The 21252-nt window shown below is 58.8% G+C and carries 18 protein-coding genes and 3 tRNA genes; 17 read left to right on the top strand and 4 right to left on the bottom strand.

The window, feature by feature from the left end; genetic code table 11:
- Positions 1 to 68: 68 nt before the first annotated feature.
- Positions 69 to 1010: a serine/threonine protein kinase gene (locus tag ABWL39_RS06575; RefSeq protein WP_367788332.1), complete on the bottom strand. Its 942-nt coding sequence runs from the start codon at positions 1008 to 1010 to the stop codon at positions 69 to 71.
- Positions 1011 to 1164: 154 nt separating this feature from the next.
- Between ABWL39_RS06575 and ABWL39_RS06580 the strand changes: the two genes are divergently transcribed.
- The 8 genes from ABWL39_RS06580 (at position 1165) to ABWL39_RS06615 (ending at position 7767) form a co-directional block, all read left to right on the top strand.
- Entirely contained in the window at positions 1165 to 2031 is an 867-nt protein-coding gene (locus tag ABWL39_RS06580; protein ID WP_367788334.1) for a YicC/YloC family endoribonuclease, read from the top strand.
- An 85-nt stretch (positions 2032 to 2116) separates the two neighbouring features.
- The gene (gmk, locus tag ABWL39_RS06585; RefSeq protein WP_367788336.1) at positions 2117 to 2740 is read left to right on the top strand and encodes a guanylate kinase; all 624 of its coding nucleotides are present in this window, start codon (positions 2117 to 2119) and stop codon (positions 2738 to 2740) included.
- Between the two features lie 74 nt (positions 2741 to 2814).
- Positions 2815 to 3021 (top strand): DNA-directed RNA polymerase subunit omega, encoded by a 207-nt coding sequence (gene rpoZ / locus ABWL39_RS06590; protein WP_367788338.1) that lies wholly within the window; start codon positions 2815 to 2817, stop codon positions 3019 to 3021.
- A 24-nt stretch (positions 3022 to 3045) separates the two neighbouring features.
- Entirely contained in the window at positions 3046 to 5235 is a 2190-nt protein-coding gene (locus ABWL39_RS06595; protein ID WP_367788340.1) for a bifunctional (p)ppGpp synthetase/guanosine-3',5'-bis(diphosphate) 3'-pyrophosphohydrolase, read from the top strand.
- A gap of 83 nt (positions 5236 to 5318) precedes the next feature.
- Positions 5319 to 5522, top strand: a complete 204-nt coding sequence (gene thiS, locus ABWL39_RS06600) for a sulfur carrier protein ThiS (protein ID WP_367788342.1) — start codon at positions 5319 to 5321, stop codon at positions 5520 to 5522.
- Positions 5523 to 5571: 49 nt separating this feature from the next.
- Positions 5572 to 6375 (top strand): thiazole synthase, encoded by an 804-nt coding sequence (locus ABWL39_RS06605; protein ID WP_367788344.1) that lies wholly within the window; start codon positions 5572 to 5574, stop codon positions 6373 to 6375.
- Positions 6376 to 6430: 55 nt separating this feature from the next.
- Positions 6431 to 7132: a tRNA (guanosine(46)-N7)-methyltransferase TrmB gene (trmB, locus tag ABWL39_RS06610; protein ID WP_367788346.1), complete on the top strand. Its 702-nt coding sequence runs from the start codon at positions 6431 to 6433 to the stop codon at positions 7130 to 7132.
- Complete coding sequence (locus ABWL39_RS06615) at positions 7129 to 7767, top strand: 2OG-Fe(II) oxygenase (protein ID WP_367788349.1); 639 nt, start codon at positions 7129 to 7131, stop codon at positions 7765 to 7767. Before trmB ends, ABWL39_RS06615 begins: the two co-directional genes overlap by 4 nt.
- Positions 7768 to 7810: 43 nt before the next feature.
- Here the strand turns inward: ABWL39_RS06615 and ABWL39_RS06620 are convergent, their stop codons facing one another.
- A complete protein-coding gene (locus tag ABWL39_RS06620; RefSeq protein WP_367788351.1) occupies positions 7811 to 8308 on the bottom strand; it encodes a GAF domain-containing protein in 498 nt (165 codons plus the stop codon).
- Between the two features lie 108 nt (positions 8309 to 8416).
- Between ABWL39_RS06620 and ABWL39_RS06625 the strand changes: the two genes are divergently transcribed.
- Positions 8417 to 8503, top strand: a tRNA-Leu gene (locus ABWL39_RS06625).
- Positions 8504 to 8559: 56 nt separating this feature from the next.
- Here ABWL39_RS06625 and ABWL39_RS06630 read toward each other — a convergent pair.
- Positions 8560 to 9657 carry an extracellular solute-binding protein gene (locus ABWL39_RS06630; protein ID WP_367788353.1) on the bottom strand — a complete coding sequence of 366 codons (1098 nt, stop codon included), beginning with the start codon at positions 9655 to 9657 and terminating at the stop codon, positions 8560 to 8562.
- 333 nt (positions 9658 to 9990) lie between these two features.
- Here ABWL39_RS06630 and tig point away from each other — a divergent pair, with 333 nt between their 5' ends.
- The 8 genes from tig to ABWL39_RS06670 all read left to right on the top strand — a co-directional run bounded on the left by tig (position 9991) and on the right by ABWL39_RS06670 (position 18553).
- Positions 9991 to 11295, top strand: a complete 1305-nt coding sequence (gene tig / locus ABWL39_RS06635) for a trigger factor (protein ID WP_367788355.1) — start codon at positions 9991 to 9993, stop codon at positions 11293 to 11295.
- On the top strand, positions 11295 to 11912 hold the full coding sequence (gene clpP, locus ABWL39_RS06640; RefSeq protein WP_367788357.1) for an ATP-dependent Clp endopeptidase proteolytic subunit ClpP: 618 nt from the start codon (positions 11295 to 11297) through the stop codon (positions 11910 to 11912). The genes tig and clpP overlap by 1 nt, the downstream gene beginning before the upstream one ends.
- Before the next feature lie 146 nt (positions 11913 to 12058).
- A complete protein-coding gene (gene clpX, locus ABWL39_RS06645; RefSeq protein ID WP_367788359.1) occupies positions 12059 to 13327 on the top strand; it encodes an ATP-dependent Clp protease ATP-binding subunit ClpX in 1269 nt (422 codons plus the stop codon).
- 184 nt (positions 13328 to 13511) lie between these two features.
- Positions 13512 to 15932: an endopeptidase La gene (gene lon / locus ABWL39_RS06650; protein WP_367788361.1), complete on the top strand. Its 2421-nt coding sequence runs from the start codon at positions 13512 to 13514 to the stop codon at positions 15930 to 15932.
- A gap of 100 nt (positions 15933 to 16032) precedes the next feature.
- Positions 16033 to 16317 (top strand): HU family DNA-binding protein, encoded by a 285-nt coding sequence (locus ABWL39_RS06655; RefSeq protein ID WP_367788363.1) that lies wholly within the window; start codon positions 16033 to 16035, stop codon positions 16315 to 16317.
- A 95-nt stretch (positions 16318 to 16412) separates the two neighbouring features.
- Positions 16413 to 16488: transfer RNA gene (locus ABWL39_RS06660), tRNA-Val, on the top strand.
- Between the two features lie 10 nt (positions 16489 to 16498).
- Positions 16499 to 16575, top strand: a tRNA-Asp gene (locus ABWL39_RS06665).
- 151 nt (positions 16576 to 16726) lie between these two features.
- Entirely contained in the window at positions 16727 to 18553 is a 1827-nt protein-coding gene (locus ABWL39_RS06670) for a SurA N-terminal domain-containing protein (RefSeq protein ID WP_367788365.1), read from the top strand.
- A 306-nt stretch (positions 18554 to 18859) separates the two neighbouring features.
- On the opposite strand, the gene ABWL39_RS06675 is transcribed toward ABWL39_RS06670, so the two are convergent.
- Positions 18860 to 21190 (bottom strand): DEAD/DEAH box helicase, encoded by a 2331-nt coding sequence (locus tag ABWL39_RS06675; protein WP_367788367.1) that lies wholly within the window; start codon positions 21188 to 21190, stop codon positions 18860 to 18862.
- Positions 21191 to 21252 lie beyond the last annotated feature (62 nt).

The raw sequence follows: 21252 nt of genomic DNA on the forward strand, positions 1-21252 counted from the left end.
TTATGGAATATGTTGTCTGGATAATTATAGGGTGATTGCAGGGCGGCGTAAAACGCTAAAGATCAGGCCTAGCGCATGCGAATCTTGGCCAGCGTACCCTTGAGGTTGCTCAGGATTGTGGCCTTGGGCGGCGGTACATGCGGCTTGTGGCTGAGGGCCTTCTGCAGCGCATGCACGCTTTGCGGGCGATCGAGATGGTTGAGCTTCAGGCACCAGTCGACGATATCCAGCAGTTCGTCCGAATACTTGCCTTTCCAGAGCTTCTTGGCCGACGCCAGCTTGTCGTCTTCCAGCCGTGCATCGGCCGCCTGTGGCGCAAAGCCGGCCATGCAGGCAAAGATGCTGGCGCCTACCGCATAGATGTCGGTCCACGGCCCCAAGTGCTCGCGCCCGCGGTACTGCTCGGGGGCCGCGAAGCCGGGCGTGTACATCGGTGTGAACCGCTTCACCTCGCTGGTCAGGGTTTGCCGTGCCGAGCCAAAGTCGAGCAGGACCGGGCTGGAGTCACGCCGGATATAGATGTTGGCGGGCTTGATGTCGAGGTGCAGCAGCTTGTTCAGGTGCACCTCCCGCAGCCCGTTGAGCATGTGATAGAACACATGCCGGATGATGTCCTCGCGTACCGACTGGTGCAGCTGGATCTCGCGCTGCAAGGTGCGGCCGCGCTCATACTCCATGGCCATGTAGACCGTCTCGTTGGCACGGAAGAAATTCAGCACGCGCACCACGTTCGGATGCTGGATGTGCGCCAGCGTCTTGCCTTCGTCGAAGAAGCACTTGAGGCCGAATTTGAACGTCGCGAGCTTGTCGGGGTCTGTAGCGACTATCTTGTCGCCCTCGGTGCGCAATACCAGCGAATTGGGCAGATACTCCTTGATCGCCACGGGCTTGTCGTTCTCGTCGTGAGCCAGATAAACGATGCTGAAGCCACCGGCCGACAATTGCTTGACGATCGTGTAGTTGAGCAACTGGTAACCACGGGGTAGAGGCCGGTTGGTTTGATTAGCCATCGCTGATATTGGTATATGGTATAGTACTTAAACCGGGCCATGCATTGTCATGGCTCCAGCCGCGCAAGTAAAGAGTCAAGTAATTACTCTATATAAGTATAGCCTAATAAATGCCTCCGCTCATAGCGGAAGCAGCCTACACGGAGCGCTCACCATGATTTTTAGCATGACCGGATATGCCAATACCAGCCGAGAATTAGGTGGGGTGTCGCTGACGCTGGATTTGCGCGCGGTCAACCACCGCTATCTGGAAGCGCAATTCCGCATGCCGGACGAGTTGCGCGTGGTGGAGCCCCAGTTGCGCGAGCTGATCGCCAGCAAGCTGTCGCGCGGCAAGGTCGACTGCCGTATCCAGATGAATGTGCAGGCCGGAGCGCAGACGACGCTGACGCTCAATCAGGCACTGGTCGAGCAACTGCTTGCGCTGAGCCGCCAGGTACGCTCCATCTCGCCCGATGCGGGCGAACTCAAGGTCGGCGAGCTATTGCGCTGGCCCGGTGTGCTGGCGACTGACGACGTGCCGGCCGAGCTGCTTCAGCAAACGGTAGTCGAGATGCTGAATCAGTCGCTCAACGACTTTTCGGCCAGCCGCCAGCGCGAGGGTGCCAAGCTCGCAGACATCATCCTGCAACGCGTGGCCAAGATGGAAGTGCTGGTCGATGAGGTTGAGCCCAAGATTCCCGCACTGGTCACGGCCTATCAGGAGAAGATCGGCGCCCGCCTCAAGGAGGCGATGGTCAACGTCGAAGATGACCGCATCCGCCAGGAATTTGCGATGTTCGCGCAGAAGATCGACGTCGACGAAGAGGTCGGCCGCTTGCGGACCCATCTGGGCGAGCTCAAGCGCATCCTCAAGGCCGGCGGATCGGTCGGCAAGCGGCTCGATTTCCTGATGCAGGAATTGAACCGCGAAGCCAATACCCTGGGTTCCAAGTCGGTGGCTGCGGATGTGTCGCAGATATCGATGGAGCTCAAGGTGCTCATCGAACAGATGCGTGAGCAGATTCAGAACATCGAGTGACGGCTTGGGCCGCAATGCCGGCTTGTGGTAATCTCATCGTTTATATTTTCCTCTGAGCTCGCACGGCGCGAGCCTGCCAACGCCAATGCAACAAGGTTCCATTTTTGTCGTGGTCGCGCCCTCCGGTGCTGGCAAGACGACGCTGGTCCGCGGCCTGCTTGCCGCGGATTGCGACATCAAGCTGTCCGTCTCTTACACGACTCGCGCGCCACGCGACGGTGAAACAGATGGCCTGGATTACCATTTCGTGACGCGCGAGCAGTTTCAGGAAATGGTCGGCCGAGGCGAATTTCTGGAAAGCGCCGAGGTCTACGGTAATTATTACGGTACATCCCAGCCCTGGCTCGCCGACCAGATCGCCGCGGGGCGGGATATCCTGCTCGAGATTGATTGGCAGGGCGCGCGCCAGGTGCGGCAACTGTTCCGCGAGGCCGTCGGCATTTTCATCATGCCGCCTTCGCGCGTCGAGCTGGAAGGCCGCCTGCGCGGTCGCGGCAAGGATAGCGAAGAGGTCATTGCCAAGCGGCTGGCGGCCGTTTGCGACGATATTTCCCATGTCGACGAGTTTGACTACGTGGTGGTCAACGACGATATCGACACCGCGATCGGGGACTTGCTGGCGATCGTGCGCAGCCAGCGCCTCAAGCTGGCTCAGCAGGCTGCCAGGCACCACATCCTGTTTGCCGAACTCAAGGGCGGTAGCCTTTGATGCAGTTGTGGCTTGCAAAATGCCGGCCACACTGCAAAATTGACAGTAATCCATTTAGTTAGCAAGGAAACACCATGGCCCGTATCACCGTTGATGACTGCCTGCATCTCATCCCCAATCGTTTTGATCTGACCCTGGCCGCAACCTACCGCGCGCGCCAGCTCGCCAACGGCGGCACGCCGTTCGTGGATGCCGGCAAGGATAAGTTCACCGTCATCGCATTGCGCGAAATTGCTTCCGGCCACGTCGGCACCGAGATCCTCAATCGGGGGCAGGCGTAAGCCGCCGTCGGCGAGGGGCCTGACATGCTGGGCGTGCAGCAGACGATTCCGTCCAAACGTCCCCCGGTCGGCCCCGACCCGGACCCCGTCTTGCCTGAAGCACAGGCACTGCTGGATAAGGTTTCCGCCTATCTGAAGCCGGAAGAAGTCCACCAGCTCGAAGTCGCATACCATTTCGCCGCGCGTGCCCATCACGGGCAGTTCCGCAAGAGCGGCGAGCCTTACATCACCCATCCTGTCGCCGTCGCCGGCATCCTGTCCGAGTGGTTTCTCGATTCGCAGGCGCTGTGTGCCGCGCTGATGCACGACGTGATGGAGGATACGGGCGTCACCAAGCTCGAGATTGCCGAACAGTTCGGCAAGCAGGTCGCCGATCTGGTCGACGGCCTGTCAAAGCTGGAACGCCTGGAGTTCCAGACCAAGGAAGACGCCCAGGCCGAGAACTTCCGCAAGATGCTGCTTGCGATGGCGCGCGATATCCGCGTCATCCTGATCAAGCTCGCCGACCGTCTGCACAATATGCGCACGCTGGAGGCGATGAACCCGGAAAAGCAGAAGCGCATCGCGCGCGAGACGATGGAAATCTACGCGCCGATCGCCAATCGCATCGGGCTCAACGCGGTATACCAGGAGCTGGAAGACCTGGGCTTCCAGTATGTCTACCCGCACCGCTACCAGGTGCTGGCGAAGGCCATGCGCGTCGCGCGCGGCAACCGTCGCGAGGTGGTGGGCAAGATCATGGATGCGGTGCGCGGCAAGCTGTCTGAATCCGGGGTCGAGGCGCTGGTGTCCGGGCGCGAGAAGCACCTGTTCTCGATTTACCGCAAGATGCAGGAAAAGCACCTGACCTTCTCGCAGGTGCTAGATATCTATGGTTTGCGCGTGATCGTCAAGGATGTGCCGTCCTGTTACCTCACGCTCGGCATGCTGCACGGCCTGTACAAGCCGATTCCCGGCAAGTTCAAGGACTATATCGCCATTCCCAAGGCCAACGGCTACCAGAGCTTGCATACGACCTTGTTCGGCCCTTATGGCACGCCGCTCGAGGTGCAGATCCGCACCCAGGACATGCACAAGGTGGCAGAAGCCGGCGTGGCGTCGCACTGGATGTACAAGTCGGGCAACGTGAGTATCAACGAGGTGCAGCAGAAGACGCACCAGTGGCTCAAGAGCCTGCTCGAGATCCAGTCGGAAAGCGGTGATTCGGTCGAATTCCTGGAACACATCAAGGTCGACCTCTTTCCGGACGAGGTCTACGTGTTCACGCCCAAGGGCAAGATCATGGCCATGCCGCAAGGCGCAACCGCTGTCGATTTCGCCTATGCCGTGCACACCGATATCGGCAACCGTTGTATCGCAGCCAAGATCAATTACGAGCTGATGCCATTGCGCACCATCCTGCGCAACGGCGATCGTGTCGAGATCATCACGGCCAGTACGGCCAAGCCGAACCCCAGCTGGCTCAACTTCGTCGCCACCGGCAAGGCGCGGTCGCACATCCGCCATTTCTTCAAGACAATGCGTTACGAAGAATCGGTTGCATTGGGCGAGCGCATGCTGAGCCAGTCGTTGCACGCACTGAAGACCGACCATGTCGAGCTGAGCGATGCGCTGTGGGAAGGGATGCTCAAGGAGTCCGGCGACAAGTCGCGGCAGGAAATCCTCTCGGACATCGGCCTCGGCAAGCGCCTGCCGGTGGTCGTGGCGCGGCGCCTGCTGCAGCTCTCCGGGCAGATGCCGGTGGAGGCGCAGAAGCCTGGTGCGATCACCATCTACGGTACCGAAGGCATGGCAGTGCAGTTTGCCAACTGCTGTAGCCCGATCCCTGGAGACCCGATCATCGGCATGGTCAAGAAGGGCCAGGGCCTCATCGTGCACACCCATGATTGCCCGGTGCTGCGCAAGAGCCGGCCTGACCCGGAAAAGATGCTCGACGTGCAGTGGGATCCGGCCGTCAAGCGCATGTTCGACGTCGCCGTCAAGGTGCTGGCGGTGCACGAGCGTGGCGCACTGGCGCAGATCGCCGCGACCATCGCCGATGAAGCCGCCAACATTCAAAATGTCCACATGGAAGATGAGCAGGCGCAGACGGCCTATTCGGTGCTCAATTTCACGCTGCAGGTCGAAAACCGGCAGCATCTCGCACGCGTGATGAAATCACTGCGCCAGCTGCAGGTGGTGGTCCGCATCAACCGCATGCGCACGCCCGGATGAGCGGGGCTTGCAGGTAAACCCGGGTTGGAAGTGCGCGAGGCGCGCATGATAGAATCGCTTCCCTTTCTCCCCCGTTTCATCCCGTGATTACTGTCCACATCAACGGCCAGGCTCAGGTCTTCGAGGCCCAGCTTACCCTGGCCGAGCTGCTTACCCGAATCGACTTGGCCGGCAAGCGGCTCGCGGTGGAATGCAATGGCGACATCGTGCCGCGTAGCCAGCATGGCGACGCCGTCATCGTGGATGGAGATCGTCTGGAAATCGTGGTGGCGGTCGGCGGTGGCTGACCTGCGCGGCGTGTCCCGTTGGCACGGCTATGTTCAACAAGGTTAAAGCATGACAACTCAAGCCCAGCATGATTTGCTGACGATCGCAGGCCAAGCGTATGGCTCGCGCCTGTTGGTGGGTACCGGCAAGTACAAGGATTTTGCTGAAACGCGTGCTGCCATCGAGGCAAGCGGCGCGGATATTGTCACGGTGGCGATCCGCCGCGTGAATATCGGCCAGGACCCGAGCCAGCCCAATCTGCTCGACGCCGTGCCGCCATCGAAATACACGATACTGCCCAATACAGCCGGCTGCTATACGGCCGACGACGCGGTGCGCACCTTGCGGCTCGCGCGCGAGCTGCTCGATGGGCACAAGCTCGTCAAGCTCGAGGTGCTGGGCGACCCCAACACACTGTTCCCCAATGTCCTGGAAACCCTGAAGGCCGCCGAAACGCTGGTCAAGGATGGCTTCGATGTGATGGTGTATACCTCCGACGACCCCATCATCGCCAGGCAGCTTGAAGAGATCGGCTGTTGCGCGATCATGCCGCTGGCGAGCCTCATCGGCTCCGGTATGGGCATCCTGAATCCCTGGAACCTGCGGCTCATCATCGAGCAGAGCAAGGTGCCCGTGCTGGTGGATGCCGGCGTGGGTAGCGCATCCGACGCGGCCATTGCGATGGAGTTGGGGTGCGATGGCGTGTTGATGAATACTGCCATTGCCCATGCTGGCCAGCCGATATTGATGGCCAGTGCGATGAAAAAGGCCGTGGAAGCCGGCCGGGAGGCTTTTCTCGCTGGCCGTATGCCAAGAAAGCTCTACAGCGCCGACCCGAGCTCGCCGATGAGCGGGTTGCTCGGCAAAAACTGATTTTAGAACGGCGCGCCAGGCCGCGCCTGACCCTCTCTGCAAGCAAGAAGTCTTCATGTCCAACGACGTCTACACCAACCCCGATGACCCCAAACTTCGCCCTATCCGCAGTTTCGTACTGCGGCAGGGGCATTTGACCGACGCGCAGGCGAGGGCCATCGACACGCTCATGCCGAAATGGGGGGTTGGCTACCAGCCTGTGGCAATCGACCTCGATGCAGCGTTTGGCCGGGCGGCGCCCAAGGTGCTCGAGATCGGCTTTGGCATGGGCGGTGCGACTGCCGATATCGCGCAGGCCAAGCCGGATGTCGATTTTCTCGGTATCGAGGTGCATAGCCCCGGGGTTGGCAACCTGCTCAAGCTCATCGACGAGCGCGGCATCGGCAACCTGCGCCTGATTCGCCACGATGCGGTCGAGGTGGTCGACAACATGCTCGCGCCACAAAGCCTCGACGGCTTTCATCTGTTCTTTCCCGACCCCTGGCACAAGAAGCGCCACCACAAGCGTCGCCTGGTGCAGCCGCCCTTCGTCGACAAGATCGTGCGATTGCTTAAGCCCGGCGCATACATCCACATGGCGACCGACTGGGAAGACTACGCCATCCAGATGCGCGAAGTGTTGTCGGCAAGTCCAGCGCTGGTGAACACCGCCGATGGCTACGCGCCGAAGCCTGAATATCGCCCGTTGACCAAGTTCGAGCAGCGTGGCCTCAACCTCGGGCACGGGGTGTGGGATCTGGTGTTCCGTCGCAAATGAACGTGCCAGTTGCCACAGGGGGGATTTTCGCCGAACAGCTTGAGCGCATCGTCGCCGGGCTGGTACGGGATGGGCTGGCGATCGAGACCGCCTTCCTGTCGCCGGCGCAGGTCGATGGCCTGCTTCGCGAGGCCCGCCAGTCCTGGGCTGCCGGCCGGTTTCACGCTGCGGGCGTGGGGCGGGGGCAGGCACAGCAACGTCAGGAGTCCATCCGTGGCGACCATGTGTTGTGGCTCGACGAGCACGCCCCGGCCGATGTGGCCCTGGCGGACTACCTGTCGCGCATGGATGCCTTGCAGCAGACGCTGAATCAGTCGCTCTATCTCGGGCTGTTTGAGTTGGAGACGCATTTTGCCGTCTACCCGCCGGGCAGCTACTATCGCTGTCATGTCGACAACTTCCGCGGTGCAGGTGAGCGCCGCGTGACGACCATTCTTTACCTCAATCCCGAGTGGCAACCCGAGCACGGTGGCGCCTTACGGATTTATCTCGAGGGTGAGCACGGCGCCTATCTGGATGTCCCCCCACTTGGCGGGACACTGGTTACCTTCCTGTCCGAGCGCTACTACCACGAGGTGCTGCCAACCACGGTGGATCGAATCAGCTTGACCGGGTGGTTCAGGCGACGCCCCTGAACGCCAGCCATCCAGATGCCCATACTCCACCGCCGCACATCGTTCAGACGATGGGGCGGTGGCTCTGCAGCTCCTGAACGACCAGCTTCGCCAGGTCGGTCAGCATGGTGATTTCCATCGCGTCCAGGTGCCTGGGGGCGCTATCGATGATGCAGAAGGTTCCGATCGCCACCCCGTTGTCCATTCTCAATGGCGCACCGGCATAGAACCGAATGCGCGGGGGGCCAGTTACCAGCGGGTTATCGGCAAAGCGGTCGTCCGTCAGCGTGTCTTCGATGACCAGCGGGGTGGCGGACAGAATGGCATGGCCGCAAAACGAAATCTCGCGAGAGGTCTCGCTGGCTGTCAGGCCGCATCTCGACTTGAACCACTGCCGATTGGCATCGACCAGGCTGACCAGTGCAATGGGTACATTGAAGAAGCCGGCGGCCATATTGGTGAGATTGTCGAAGTACTGCTCAGGCTCGGTATCGAGAATCAGCAGGCTGCGCAATGTCGAGATGCGCTCCTGTTCGTTGCTGGGTAGGCTCGGGGCTTGCATGGTTCGCGTCGATCTCTACAAGGGCGGGCGCGGCGGCGATTGTTTCGCCCCTCGCCAGCATGGGGGGGCTCTGCTATACTCGCGCCTCTCGAAATTTCGAGGCCGCCTGCGTCGGTGGTGAAATTGGTAGACACAACAGGTTTAGGTCCTGTCGGCTGCAAGGCTGTGGAGGTTCGAGTCCTCTCCGACGCACCAGAATATCAACGCCATTGGCCTGCGCCAATGGCGTTTTCGTTTTGTGGGTTCGCCCGTCATCTACCAGATTTGAGCCGGTTGAAATGCAGGGTGATCAGCCTTTGCTGTTCTGTCGTCAGCGGCTTCTTGGGCTGCAGATTCGCCAACGCTTCGGCCGTCATGTAGATCTTCGGGTCGTCCCTGAGGTGCTGCGTCACCAGTGGCGTGGCTTTGATGTTGGGGTTGGCATAATTCACCTTGTTGGATATCGCCGCCGCTACCTCCGGGCGAAGAATGTAATTGATCCATAGATGGGCGTTATCGACGTTTCTGCTGTCCTTCGGGATGGCGAGGCTGTCGATCCATAGCGTCGCCCCCTTGGTAGGGATTTCATATTCGATGCGGAACGGTTTTCGCGCTTCACGTGCTCGGTCCGCGGCGATATACACGTCGCCGTTGAATGCCAGCGCCACGCATACGTCCCCGTTGGCCAGCAGGTCGATCGGCGATGAGTTGAATACGCGGATGTCCTTGCGTACCGGCTTGATGGTCTGGTTGTTGTCTTCGAGCGCTTCCTTGCTGAAATCGTTGGCATCGCGCCCACGATAGATGTTGATCATGGAATAGACGTCGGAGCCGGTATCCATATAGGAAATGCCGCAGGCCCTGAGCTTGCGGGTGTAGTGGGGGTTGAACACCAATTCCCAACGATCCGCCGGCATGGGCTCGTCGCCTAGCGCCTTCCTGACCTTGTCCACATTGATGCCAAAAGCTGCGGTGCCCCACATATAGGGCACGAGATACTCGTTGTTGGGGTCGGCCTCCCTCATCTTCGCAAGGATGGCCGGGTCGAGATTGTCGAGATTCGTCAGCTTCGCCTTGTTCAGCTTCAGGTACAGCCCGGACTTGATCTGTCGCGCGGCGAATTCGAGTGAGGGCACGACGATGTCGTAGCCACTCTTGCCGGTCAGCAGCTTGGCTTGCAGGGTTTCATTGCTGTCGTATAGATCATATCTGACCTTGACTTGCTGGGCCTGGCCGAAGTCCGCCACCGTCGTCTCGCCAATATAGTCGTTCCAGTTGTAGATGTTGAGCTGGCCAGCGGCGTGGGCCATACCGGCGGAAAATGCCGCAATCAGGCTGGCGGCAACAAGGCAAAGGGGTCTGACGGGCATGCTCGGCTCTCCTGGTGGCTCAATATACGGTGACGTTGACGGTTCCCGGTTACGGCGTTGCCGGAACCGAGGCTCACTCCACTCTCATCGTAGTATCTAATTGTCATTTAGCGACCGCCGCGACCAGGGTGGTGGATGCTTGGCCGAAGGGCTCGCTACGCCCGCTGCCACAGCGCTTTAGCCTTACCGGCCGGGCCGGCTTGCCTGTTGGCCGGCCGGATGGCATCATTCACGGTTTGCAGTCAAACCGACTCTGCCGATTTTCGGGCCACGCTGGTCTTTGGCGCTGGCTGCGTGGATTGAATTCAAGTAATTGATCATTAAGGAATTGCAATGCAAGTGAATCTGGAGACACTGGGCCAGCTGGAGCGCCGTCTGAATATCGTTGTTCCGTTTGCACAGATCGACGGCGAAGTATCGAGTCGCCTCAAGCGCGTATCGCGCACCGCAAAAATCCAGGGCTTCCGCCCGGGCAAGGCGCCGATGCGCATCGTCGAGCAGTTCTACGGCCCACAAGTGCGTGAAGAAGTGCTGGGTGAAACGGTTCAGCGCAGCTTTTCGCAAGCTGTCTCCGAACAGAACCTGCGTGTAGCCGGCTATCCGCGTTTCGAGCCGGTTGCGGCCGAAGGCGAATCGACTGACTTCACGTTCAGCGCCGTGTTCGAAGTCTATCCGGAAGTCCAGGTCGGTGAGTTGTCCAGCGTCGAAATCGAAAACCCGGTCACCGCCGTGACCGAGGCAGAAGTCGACAAGACCGTCGACATCCTGCGTAAGCAGCGTACCAGCTTCAAGGCTGTCGAGCGCGCCGCCCAGGAAGGTGACCGCGTGATCATCGACTTTGCCGGCAAGATCGACGGTGAAGTGTTCGAAGGCGGCAGCGCACAGAATTACTCCGTTTGGCTGGGTCAAGGCCAGATGCTGAAGGACTTCGAGGCCGGCATCATCGGCGCGAAGGAAGGCGAAACCAAGGCCTTCGATATGACCTTTCCTGAGGATTACCACGGCAAGGATGTTGCCGGTAAGGCCGTATCGTGGGAAATCACCGTCAAGAACGTGGCTGAATCCGCACTGCCTGAGCTGAACGAAGACTTCGCCAAGATGCTCGGCATCGAAGACGGCGACGTTGCCAAGATGCGCGACGAAGTGAAGAAGAACGTCGAGCGCGAGGTCAGCCGCCGCCTCAAGGTCCGCACCAAGGAAGCCGTGCTGCAGGCACTGATCGACAACGCCAAGTTCGACGTACCCAATGCGCTGATCCAGCTCGAGGTTGGCCGCCTGCAACAACAGGCCGCCAACGATTTCGCTCAGCGCGGCATCGATGTCGCCAACATGCAGCTTCCTGCTGAACTGTTCATCGAACAGGCTACCCGCCGTGTTTCTTTGGGCCTGATCCTTGCAGAATTGGTGAAGCACCACAATCTGCAAGCCAAGCCGGAACAGATCCGTGCGATCGTGGAAGAGTTCGCCGAGTCCTATGAGCAGCCTGAAGACGTGGTCAAGTGGTACTACGCCAGCCGTGAGCGCCTGGAAGGGCCTGAAGCGTTGGCTACCGAAGAAAACGTCGTTGCTTGGGTCAAGACCCAGGCCAAGGTCGTGGACAAGGAACTCAGTTTTGATGAACTGATGGGGAATAAGTAATGTTCCAAAGATCGGATTGGCAGCCTCAAAACATCGGTTTGATCCCGATGGTAGTCGAGAGCAGTGGGCGCGGCGAGCGTGCCTACGATATCTACTCGCGTCTGTTGAAAGAACGTGTTGTATTTCTGGTCGGCCCGGTGACGGACGATTCTGCCAATCTGGTCGTGGCGCAGTTGCTGTTCCTCGAATCGGAAAACCCCGACAAGGACATCTCGTTGTACATCAACTCGCCCGGTGGTTCGATCACTGCCGGCATGTCGATCTACGACACCATGCAGTTCATCAAGCCCAATGTCAGCACGCTCTGCATTGGTCAGGCATGCAGCATGGGCGCGTTCTTGTTGGCCGCGGGCGAGAAGGGCAAACGTTTTGCGCTGCCCAACTCGCGCGTGATGATTCACCAGCCGCTGGGCGGCTTTCAGGGGCAGGCCTCGGATATCGAGATCCATGCGAAGGAAATCTTGTATCTGAAGGACAAGCTCAATCGCATGTTGGCCGATCATACCGGCCAGCCGCTGGATACTATCCAGCGCGATACCGACCGCGACAATTTCATGAGCGCCGAGGCTGCCCGTGAATATGGCCTGATCGACCAGGTCATCGCCACTCGCGGTTGATTTGCGCAAGCCGGGGCGGGCCGCTTGCGGCCCGTTTCCTACTTGACTGAAATTCGCTACACTGACCCGATATTCCGGGTCTTTCTCTCAGCTCTAGCGACGAGCTGCCATAGAAGTTCTCTTCCAGTTTTTTCGGGGATACGGCCATGTCCGACAGCAATGAAAAGATGCTTTACTGCTCCTTCTGCGGCAAGAGCCAGCATGAAGTACGCAAGCTGATCGCCGGCCCCCAGGTGTTTATCTGCGACGAATGTATCGAGTTGTGCAACGACATCATTCGCGAAGAAACCCAAGGCCAGCAGGCAGGGGACAAGATCCAGGGTGATAGCCGCCTGCCGGTTCCCGCCGAGATTCGTTCGATTCTCGATAGCTACGTGATCGGCCAGGATCAGGCAAAGAAAATCCTGGCTGTTGCCGTCTACAACCATTACAAGCGGCTGGCCCAGCAGGACCGCACGTCCGAGGTCGAGCTGGCAAAGAGCAACATTCTGCTGATCGGCCCCACTGGTTCGGGCAAGACGCTGCTCGCTCAGACGCTGGCGCGACTGCTCAATGTACCGTTCGTGATGGCCGATGCAACGACGCTGACCGAGGCCGGCTATGTCGGCGAAGATGTCGAGAACATCATCCAGAAGTTGCTGCAGAAGTGCGACTACGAAGTCGAGAAGGCGCAGCGCGGTATCGTTTATATTGACGAAATCGACAAGATTTCGCGCAAGTCCGATAACCCGTCGATTACACGGGACGTGTCGGGTGAGGGCGTGCAGCAGGCCTTGCTGAAGCTGATCGAGGGTACGGTTGCTTCTGTTCCCCCGCAGGGCGGGCGCAAGCACCCCAACCAGGAGTTCGTGCAGGTCGATACCACCAACATCCTGTTCATTTGTGGCGGTGCCTTCGATGGCCTGGAAAAGGTCATCCGCAACCGCTCGCAAAAAGGTGGGATCGGTTTTGGTGCACAGGTACATAGCAAGGACGACAACGTGGCGGTCGGTGAGACCTTCCGCGAGGTCGAGCCCGAGGACCTGATCAAGTTTGGTTTGATTCCCGAGTTTGTCGGCCGTCTGCCTGTCGTGGCGACACTGAAGGAGCTCGACGAATCTGCTCTGGTAACGATCCTGACCGAACCCAAGAATGCACTGGTTAAGCAATACCAGAAGCTGTTCGACCTCGAAGGGGTTGAGCTGGAAATTCGTGAGGATGCCCTGCGCGCCACGGCCCGCAAGGCACTCGCCAGAAAGACGGGCGCGCGTGGTTTGCGTTCCATCCTCGAACAGTCCCTGCTCGATACGATGTACGATCTGCCTAGCCAGACCGGCATCAAGAAGGTTGTGGTCGATGAAAACTGCGTCACCAACGGCACACAGCCCCTGATGATTTACGAAGATCAGGTGCAGCCGGCACAAAGCGCAAGCTAATCAGTTACATCCAGCCGTATATGAAAATCCGCCCGGTTTCCGGGCGGATTTTTTTCTACTGTGGCTAGGCAAATCGGCTAACATAGCCATAAGCCTGTCCCCTTGGGCAAAGCGGCGCCAGACTTGAATTATCCTGTGCCGCCTCCATCTGCCCACCTATCAACTACATGATCGGGTGAATGCCATGTCACAACAAGATGAACAATCTCCCAGCCTGTCGGTGTTGCCACTGTTGCCGTTGCGCGACGTAGTGGTCTTCCCGCACATGGTTATTCCGCTGTTCGTTGGCCGCCCGAAATCGATCAAGGCTCTGGAAACCGCGATGGAGGATGGCAAGCAGATCCTGTTGGTTGCCCAGAAGTCCGCTGCGAAAGATGAACCGCAGCCAGACGATCTCTACAACGTTGGCACCATCGCGACCGTGCTGCAGATGTTGAAGCTGCCTGACGGTACGGTAAAGGTGCTGGTCGAAGGTGCCCAGCGTGCCCTGATCGACAGTGTCGCCGACGAGCAGACTCACTACACCGCCAGCGTGACGCCCGTCGAAAACGACGATCGCGAGAATCACGAAGTCGAGGCAATGCGCCGGGCCTTGATTGGGCAGTTCGACCAGTATGTGAAACTGAACAAGAAAATTCCGCCGGAAATTCTGACCTCCTTGTCGGGTATCGACCAGGCGGGTCGTCTGGCGGATACGATCGCTGCGCATCTGCCGCTCAAGCTCGAGCAAAAGCAGGAAGTGCTGGAGATGTTCCCGATCAAGGCTCGGCTTGATCATCTGCTTGGCCAACTCGAAGCGGAAATCGACATTCTGCAGGTTGAAAAGCGCATTCGCGGCCGCGTGAAGCGCCAGATGGAGAAGAGTCAGCGCGAGTATTACCTCAACGAGCAGGTCAAGGCGATTCAGAAGGAGCTTGGCGAGGTCGAAGAAGGCGCGGACCTCGAAGAACTCGACAAGAAGATCAAGGCCGCAGGCATGAGCAAGGAAGCCAAGGCAAAAGCCGAGGCTGAGCTCAAGAAGCTGCGCATGATGTCGCCGATGTCGGCGGAAGCTACCGTCGTGCGTAACTACATCGATACGGTGATCGGCCTGCCCTGGAAGAAGCGTACCAAGATCAGCAAGGATCTGGCTCAGGCGGAACAGATTCTCGATCAGGATCACTACGGCCTGGATCGTGTCAAGGAGCGGATTCTCGAGTATCTGGCCGTCCAGCAGCGTGTTGACAAATTGAAGGCGCCGATCTTGTGCCTGGTCGGCCCTCCGGGGGTCGGCAAGACCTCTCTCGGACAGTCGATCGCACGCGCGACCAATCGGAAGTTCGTGCGCATGGCGCTTGGCGGTGTGCGCGACGAATCCGAGATTCGAGGCCATCGCCGTACCTATATCGGGTCCATGCCGGGCAAGATTTTGCAGAACATGACCAAGGTGGCGGTTCGCAATCCGCTGTTCCTGCTCGATGAAGTCGATAAGCTCGGCATGGACTTCCGTGGTGATCCGAGTTCGGCACTGCTTGAGGTGCTCGACCCTGAGCAGAATTCGTCGTTCGTCGATCACTACGTCGAGGTTGAATACGACCTGTCGGACGTCATGTTCGTCGCGACGGCCAACTCGACCAATATCCCGGCCCCGCTGCTTGACCGCATGGAGCTGATTCGTCTCGCTGGCTACACAGAAGATGAAAAGGTCAATATCGCAGAGCGCTACCTGATCCCCAAGCAGATGAAGGCGAACGGGCTGCAGGACGGTGAGCTGACTGTTGCTGAATCGGCGGTACGTGACATCGTGCGCTACTACACCCGCGAGGCGGGTGTGCGTAGCCTTGATCGCGAGATTGCCAAGATTGCGCGCAAAGTCGTGAAATCCTTGTTGCTAAAGAAGGATAAGGCAGCCAAAGCCGTGTCGGTGACCTCCCGTAGCCTGGAAAAATACCTGGGTGTGCGCCGTTATACCTATGGCCTTGCAGAGCAGGCCAATCAGGTGGGCCAGGTGACGGGCCTTGCATGGACCGAAGTCGGTGGCGAGTTGTTGACCATCGAAGCAGTCAGCTTACCGGGCAAGGGGAAGATGACGACCACGGGCAAACTGGGCGAGGTGATGCAGGAATCGATCCAGGCTGCGCTGTCGGTCGTGCGTAGTCGTGCGCGAAGCCTTGGCATCGACGAGGAGTTCTATCAGAAGAAGGATATCCACATCCACTTGCCTGAAGGAGCTACCCCCAAGGATGGTCCGAGCGCGGGTATTGCGATCAGCACCGCGATGGTCTCCGTACTGACTGGGATACCAGTTCGTTGCGATGTTGCCATGACCGGCGAGATTACCTTGCGTGGCGAGGTGCTGCCGATCGGTGGGCTCAAGGAGAAATTGCTTGCGGCACATCGCGGTGGTATCAAGGATGTGTTGATTCCTGAAGGCAACGTCAAAGATCTTGCTGATATTCCTGACAATATCAAACACAAACTGGCCATCCACCCGGTTAAATGGATCGATCAAGTGTTTGAGTTGGCGCTTGAACGTCGCCCCGTAGCATTGCCGGAGCATGATGACGGAATAAGTGCGCCGCCAGCAGCAGAAGAGTCCGCTACAGGCGCGGCTTTGAAGCACTAATCCGGCCGGCAATTTGCTTGACATTGCGATTTTGCCCTTGCTATAACAGCCCTGTAGGACGTTTGTGTTAAACCAATAACTGAGTGGAAAGGGGACGTTCGTGAACAAATCCGAATTGATCGATGCGATCGCCGGGCACGCCGAGATTTCCAAGGCTGCTGCTGGCCGTGCATTGGACGGCGCGATCGAAGCAGTCAAGGATGCACTAAAGAAGGGTGACATGGTAACGTTGGTTGGTTTCGGCACGTTCTACGTGGGTGAGCGTTCCGCTCGCAATGGCCGTAACCCGCGCACGGGCAAGACGATCAAGATCGCCGCTGCCCGCCTGCCGAAGTTCCGCGCTGGCAAATCGCTGAAAGAGTCGGTGCAGCCACAGAAGAAGTAAGCTGCAAAAAAATAAAAATACTTGCCACTTTAGAAAAGTATATGTATAGTGCCGGTCTCCGTTGCACAAGACGCAAGTCAGCGCGCAGCGAGATCGGGCGCTTAGCTCAGTTGGTAGAGCGTCTGCCTTACAAGCAGAATGTCGGCGGTTCGACTCCGTCAGCGCCCACCAGATCAAATTTGGAGCGGTAGTTCAGTTGGTTAGAATACCGGCCTGTCACGCCGGGGGTCGCGGGTTCGAGTCCCGTCCGCTCCGCCAAATTGCAAAAGGGTGAACTTAGGTTCACCCTTTTTGTTTTCTGTTTTACCCAATCATTATTCGAAATGCTTGCCGCCGGCCGTTTTATGGCTAGAATGACGCGCTGGCCCTTGTATTTATCACAACAGAATTAGTCTGGTTTCGAATTCACATGTTTGCATTTGCCGAGAAGTACAAAACGCCCTTGCAGGTCATGCTTGGCGTGATTGCCCTGTCATTTGTAGGGTTGGGTGTGGGGAGTTACAACGTATCGGAAGATCCGAACGTTGTGGCTGAGGTAGGCGGCCAGAAGGTTTCCCGCCAGGAGCTCGCCGGCATGATGCAGAACCTGCCTTCGACGCCAGAGGCCCGGGCCGAGGCGCTCAAGACGCTGATCAGCCAGCGCCTGCAGATTGTCCATGCCCAGAAGGAGGGAATGGCGATTTCTGATGCAGAGTTGGCGCATTTCCTGGCATCCCAGCCCGCACTCCAGGAAAATGGCCAGTTCAGCAAGGCGCGCTATGAGCAGCTGCTCAAGGCCCAAGGCATGTCCGCCGAGGCTTTGGAGGCCAAGGTGCGACATGACCTGTTGACACGACAGCTCGTCGGTAGCTTGCTCGATAGTGCATTCGTATCCCAAACCGCTGCGGCCAAGGTTGCGGCATTGCTTGGCGAGCAGCGCGAAGTGCTGGCTGCAACCATTGCGCCGGCGCAGTTCCGGGAGAAGGTCAAACTAGGAGCGGATGCAGCCAAGCAGTATTACGATGCCCATCTTGCCGAGTTCAAGCAGCCGGAGCAGGTTCGGGTCAAGTATGTGGTGCTGTCGCAGCAGGCGATTGCGGATCAACAGGTCGTCTCGGAAGACGAACTCCACAAGTATTTTGATGAACATAAGGCAAATCTCGGCGGGGAGGAGCGCAAGGTTGCTCATATTCTGCTGTCCGTTGCCGCAGATGCACCTGCCGCCGAGAAGGAAAAGGTCAAGGCAAAGGCTGAGGCCCTGTTGAAAGAAGTCCAGGCCACGCCCGGCAAATTTGCGGAGCTGGCTCGGCAGCAGTCGCAGGATCCTGGTTCTGCCGCAAAGGGTGGGGATCTCGGCTACTACGCAAAGGGTGGTGGTTTCGTCAAGCCGTTTGAGGATGCCGTGTTTGCAATGAACAAGGGCGAGATCAAGGGGCTGGTCGAGACCCAGTTTGGCTACCACATCCTCAAGCTCGAGGACGTCAAGACCAAAGGGTTTGACGACGTCAGGCCGCAGATCGAGGCCTTGCTGAAGGGCCAAAAGGCATCGCAACAGTTCCAGGGAGTTGCCGACAAATTCAATGATGTACTGTATAACCAGCCGGATAGCTTGGAGGCTGCTGCCGGTCAATTCAAGCTTGAAGTCAAGGAGAGTGGCTGGTTGGCCCGTGGCCAGGCCGCCGAGCCAGAGTTGAATAATCCCAAGGTGTTCGACGCTGTCTTCACTGATGATGTGGTGAAGAAAAAGCACAACAGCGAGGCCGTGGAGATTGCGCCGGGCAAGCTGCTGGCAGCCCACGTCCTGGACTATCGGGCGGCCGGGCAGCGTCCGCTGGCCGAGGTGCAGGATCAGATCATCGCCAAGCTGGCTGCAGCGCAGGCGCAGGAACTGGCCATCGCCGATGGCAAGGCCAAGCTAGCTGATCTGGTGGCTGGTAAACCCGTCGAACTCGCCTGGGGCGGGGCGCAGACCTTGTCCCGCCAAGCGGCCGGCACGGTCGATCCCGCCGTGTTGCGCGACATCTTCAAGGCGGATGGGGCCAAGCTGCCGATGTATGCTGGCGGGGCGATCGCCAACGGTTTTGTTATCTACAAGATTACCAAGGCTGTGCCGGTGGATGGTTCGGTAGACAAGTTGAAGCCGATTGCGGCCGGTCTGGCGGGCCTGGATGCCAAGGCACAAGGGCTGGCTTACCTGAAGGGGTTGGAGAGCCGTTACAAGGTTGAAATTCGAAAGGGTGCGCTGGAACGCGAATAAGCGTTACGGCATCTCGCTTGCAAAAACAAAGCCCGCTTGATGCGGGCTTTGTTTTTGGGCTGTATCCACACTGCCGGTTACGACTGGCCTGCGGGGGCCTGTGGGCCGGGAGGGATTTCTACTCAATTATGAATTGCTTCTCTAAAGCCGCTACAGGCATAGATCATCTATCCAACTATGACAAAAGTACCGGTGGAATTACCGTCATTTCGAGCGGGGGCTTGTTTATGCTCCTCGACACCGTTTTGGCGGGGTGAGCTTCGCTCCTGTCCATTGTGTTGTCTTTCATCGCGCATCTTGGGGCGTTCATGACGGTTTGAGGCCTTTGCGATGCGATTTTGGCTTTGCCTTTGCCGCATCCTCCTGACGAGCCTTGGCGCCGACTTTGGTGTCGAATGGGGGCTTGCCCTCGGACTTCTTTTCGCCCTTCCGCTTGTCGTCTTTTGTGGGGGCCGACACTGAGATCTTCTTGCTCGGGTAGTCCGCCTCTTCGAGCGGGCGCCCGGATAGGTGACTGATGCGAAGCTGTTGCCCGGATACCGACACGATCTTCAGTTTTTCGAACACCTCTTTCGGCATGCCTTCCGGTAATTCGAGCACGCTGTAGTTCTCATGAATGTCGATACGGCCGATGTATTTGGGGGCAAGGCCCGCTTCGTCGGCGATTGCACCGGCGATATTGGCCGGCTTCACGCCATGTTCATGACCTACCTCGATGCGGTACGTCTGCATGTTGACCGCGCCGTGGCGGGTTTTACGCTCGTTCTTCTGTGCTGCTGGCTTTTCAGCTTCCCCATGGCGTTCAGCGTGAGCTTTGCTATGCAATTTGTCACCGCGCAAACCGCCACTTTCGGATGCTGGTGAGGCCAATTTCTTGTTTGCGCGCTTGACCGCCGTCGGCGATTCGCCATCGCGACTGATGCGCAACTGCTGGCCGGCTACCCAGACCGTTTTGAGACGACTGAGGAGATCATCCGGCAGGCTGTCCGGCAAATCCAATGTGCTGTAGTCATCGTAGATTTCAATGCGGCCGATGTACTTGGAGTCCAGCGCCGCTTCGTTGGCAATGGCGCCAACAATGTTGCCCGGTTTGACGCCATGCACATGGCCAACTTCGATGCGGAAGGTTTGCATACCGGCCTCAGGCGTGCGGTCCACTCGCTGTTTTCTCGGGAACGCGGGTTGCTCGGTCATCTCCCGGTGTCTGTGGCGTTCCGGTTTGCCCTGGCGGTCATTGCGCACAACGCGGTCCGTCGGCTCTCGGAAACCTGCTTTGTCGTCCAACCCGATGCCTTTGGCCTGAGGTTCGCGCCTGTTCCTGTCGAGCAGCAGCGGTATGTCGCCACGCGCGAGTTTAGCCAGCGCAGCGGCGATCTCGATGGCAGGAACATTCTGTTCGCGCTCATAGTCTTCAATCAGCAACTGGAATTCCTCCAGCCCACCGGCTGCCAGCGTGTCGCTGATCTGGTCCTTGAATTTGGCGATGCGCACATCGTTCACTGCCTGGATGGTTGGCAGTTCCAGCGGTGCCACCGGCTGGCGCGTCGCGCGCTCAATGACCTTGAGCAGATTTCGCTCGCGTGGCGCAATGAATAGGATCGCCTCGCCGCTGCGCCCGGCACGCCCGGTCCGGCCGATACGATGGGTATAGCTCTCCGGGTCATGTGGCACGTCGTAGTTGATCACGTGGCTGATGCGTTCCACATCCAGCCCGCGCGCAGCGACATCCGTTGCCACCAGGATGTCGATCTTGCCGTCTTTCAGCTGTTGAATGGTGCGTTCCCGCTGCGGCTGCGCCATGTCGCCATTGATCGCGGCCGCCGAGAAGCCACGCGCCTGCAGCTTGGTCGCCAGCTCTTCCGTCCCCAACTTGGTCCGCGCAAAAATGATCATGCCGTCGAACGGCTCGGCTTCCAGGATGCGCGTCAGCGCATCGAGCTTGTGCATGCCACTGACCAGCCAGTAGCGCTGGCGGATGTTGTCCGCCGTGCCGGTCTTGGCGGCGATGGTGACTTCGGCGGGATTGTGTAGATAGGTTTGTGCGATGCGGCGGATCACGCTTGGCATCGTCGCTGAGAACAATGCGATCTGGCGCGATTCTGGCGTGCTTTGCAGAATGGTTTCAACGTCATCGATGAATCCCATGCGCAGCATTTCGTCCGCTTCGTCGAGCACCATCGTCTTGAGCTGCGAGAGATTCAGTGAGTTCTTTTCGATGTGGTCGATCACACGTCCAGGTGTACCGACGACCACATGCACGCCGCGCCGCAACGCCGCCAATTGCGGACCGTAACTCTGGCCGCCATAAATCGGCAGTACATGAAAACCGGGGATATACGCGGCGTACCGCTGGAACGCCTCGGCCACCTGGATCGCCAGCTCGCGCGTCGGCGCCAACACGAGGGCCTGCGGCGCCCCTGGCTTGATATCGATACCTGCAAGTATGGGTAGGGCAAAGGCCGCCGTCTTGCCGGTGCCGGTCTGCGCCTGGCCAAGCACATCGCGTCCCGCTAGCAACAGCGGAATCGCTGCGGCCTGGATTGGTGATGGGGACTCGTAGCCAAGGTCTTGCAACACGCGAAGCAAGGGCGGGTTTAGCTGAAGGTCGGCAAACAGCGGAAAGGACGTATCGGACATGGCGTTTCTCACAAAGATCTTCGGATCCTGTCTGGTGAAGGCGACAGAACAAGTGATGTAGT

Source organism: Chitinivorax sp. PXF-14 (genome assembly GCF_040812015.1).
GTDB lineage: Bacteria > Pseudomonadota > Gammaproteobacteria > Burkholderiales > SCOH01 > JBFNXJ01.

Excerpts from the sequence above, each read along its gene's own strand:
- tig (WP_367788355.1), top strand. The coding sequence starts at position 9,991 with ATGCAAGTGAATCTGGAGACACTGGGCCAGCTGGAGCGCCGTCTGAAT.
- ABWL39_RS06575 (WP_367788332.1), bottom strand. The coding sequence starts at position 1,010 with ATGGCTAATCAAACCAACCGGCCTCTACCCCGTGGTTACCAGTTGCTC.
- ABWL39_RS06670 (WP_367788365.1), top strand. The coding sequence starts at position 16,727 with ATGTTTGCATTTGCCGAGAAGTACAAAACGCCCTTGCAGGTCATGCTT.
- gmk (WP_367788336.1), top strand. The coding sequence starts at position 2,117 with ATGCAACAAGGTTCCATTTTTGTCGTGGTCGCGCCCTCCGGTGCTGGC.
- ABWL39_RS06580 (WP_367788334.1), top strand. The coding sequence starts at position 1,165 with ATGATTTTTAGCATGACCGGATATGCCAATACCAGCCGAGAATTAGGT.
- ABWL39_RS06630 (WP_367788353.1), bottom strand. The coding sequence starts at position 9,657 with ATGCCCGTCAGACCCCTTTGCCTTGTTGCCGCCAGCCTGATTGCGGCA.
- ABWL39_RS06595 (WP_367788340.1), top strand. The coding sequence starts at position 3,046 with ATGCTGGGCGTGCAGCAGACGATTCCGTCCAAACGTCCCCCGGTCGGC.
- ABWL39_RS06675 (WP_367788367.1), bottom strand. The coding sequence starts at position 21,190 with ATGTCCGATACGTCCTTTCCGCTGTTTGCCGACCTTCAGCTAAACCCG.
- ABWL39_RS06605 (WP_367788344.1), top strand. The coding sequence starts at position 5,572 with ATGACAACTCAAGCCCAGCATGATTTGCTGACGATCGCAGGCCAAGCG.
- clpP (WP_367788357.1), top strand. The coding sequence starts at position 11,295 with ATGTTCCAAAGATCGGATTGGCAGCCTCAAAACATCGGTTTGATCCCG.
- trmB (WP_367788346.1), top strand. The coding sequence starts at position 6,431 with ATGTCCAACGACGTCTACACCAACCCCGATGACCCCAAACTTCGCCCT.
- ABWL39_RS06620 (WP_367788351.1), bottom strand. The coding sequence starts at position 8,308 with ATGCAAGCCCCGAGCCTACCCAGCAACGAACAGGAGCGCATCTCGACA.
- ABWL39_RS06615 (WP_367788349.1), top strand. The coding sequence starts at position 7,129 with ATGAACGTGCCAGTTGCCACAGGGGGGATTTTCGCCGAACAGCTTGAG.
- clpX (WP_367788359.1), top strand. The coding sequence starts at position 12,059 with ATGTCCGACAGCAATGAAAAGATGCTTTACTGCTCCTTCTGCGGCAAG.
- lon (WP_367788361.1), top strand. The coding sequence starts at position 13,512 with ATGTCACAACAAGATGAACAATCTCCCAGCCTGTCGGTGTTGCCACTG.
- rpoZ (WP_367788338.1), top strand. The coding sequence starts at position 2,815 with ATGGCCCGTATCACCGTTGATGACTGCCTGCATCTCATCCCCAATCGT.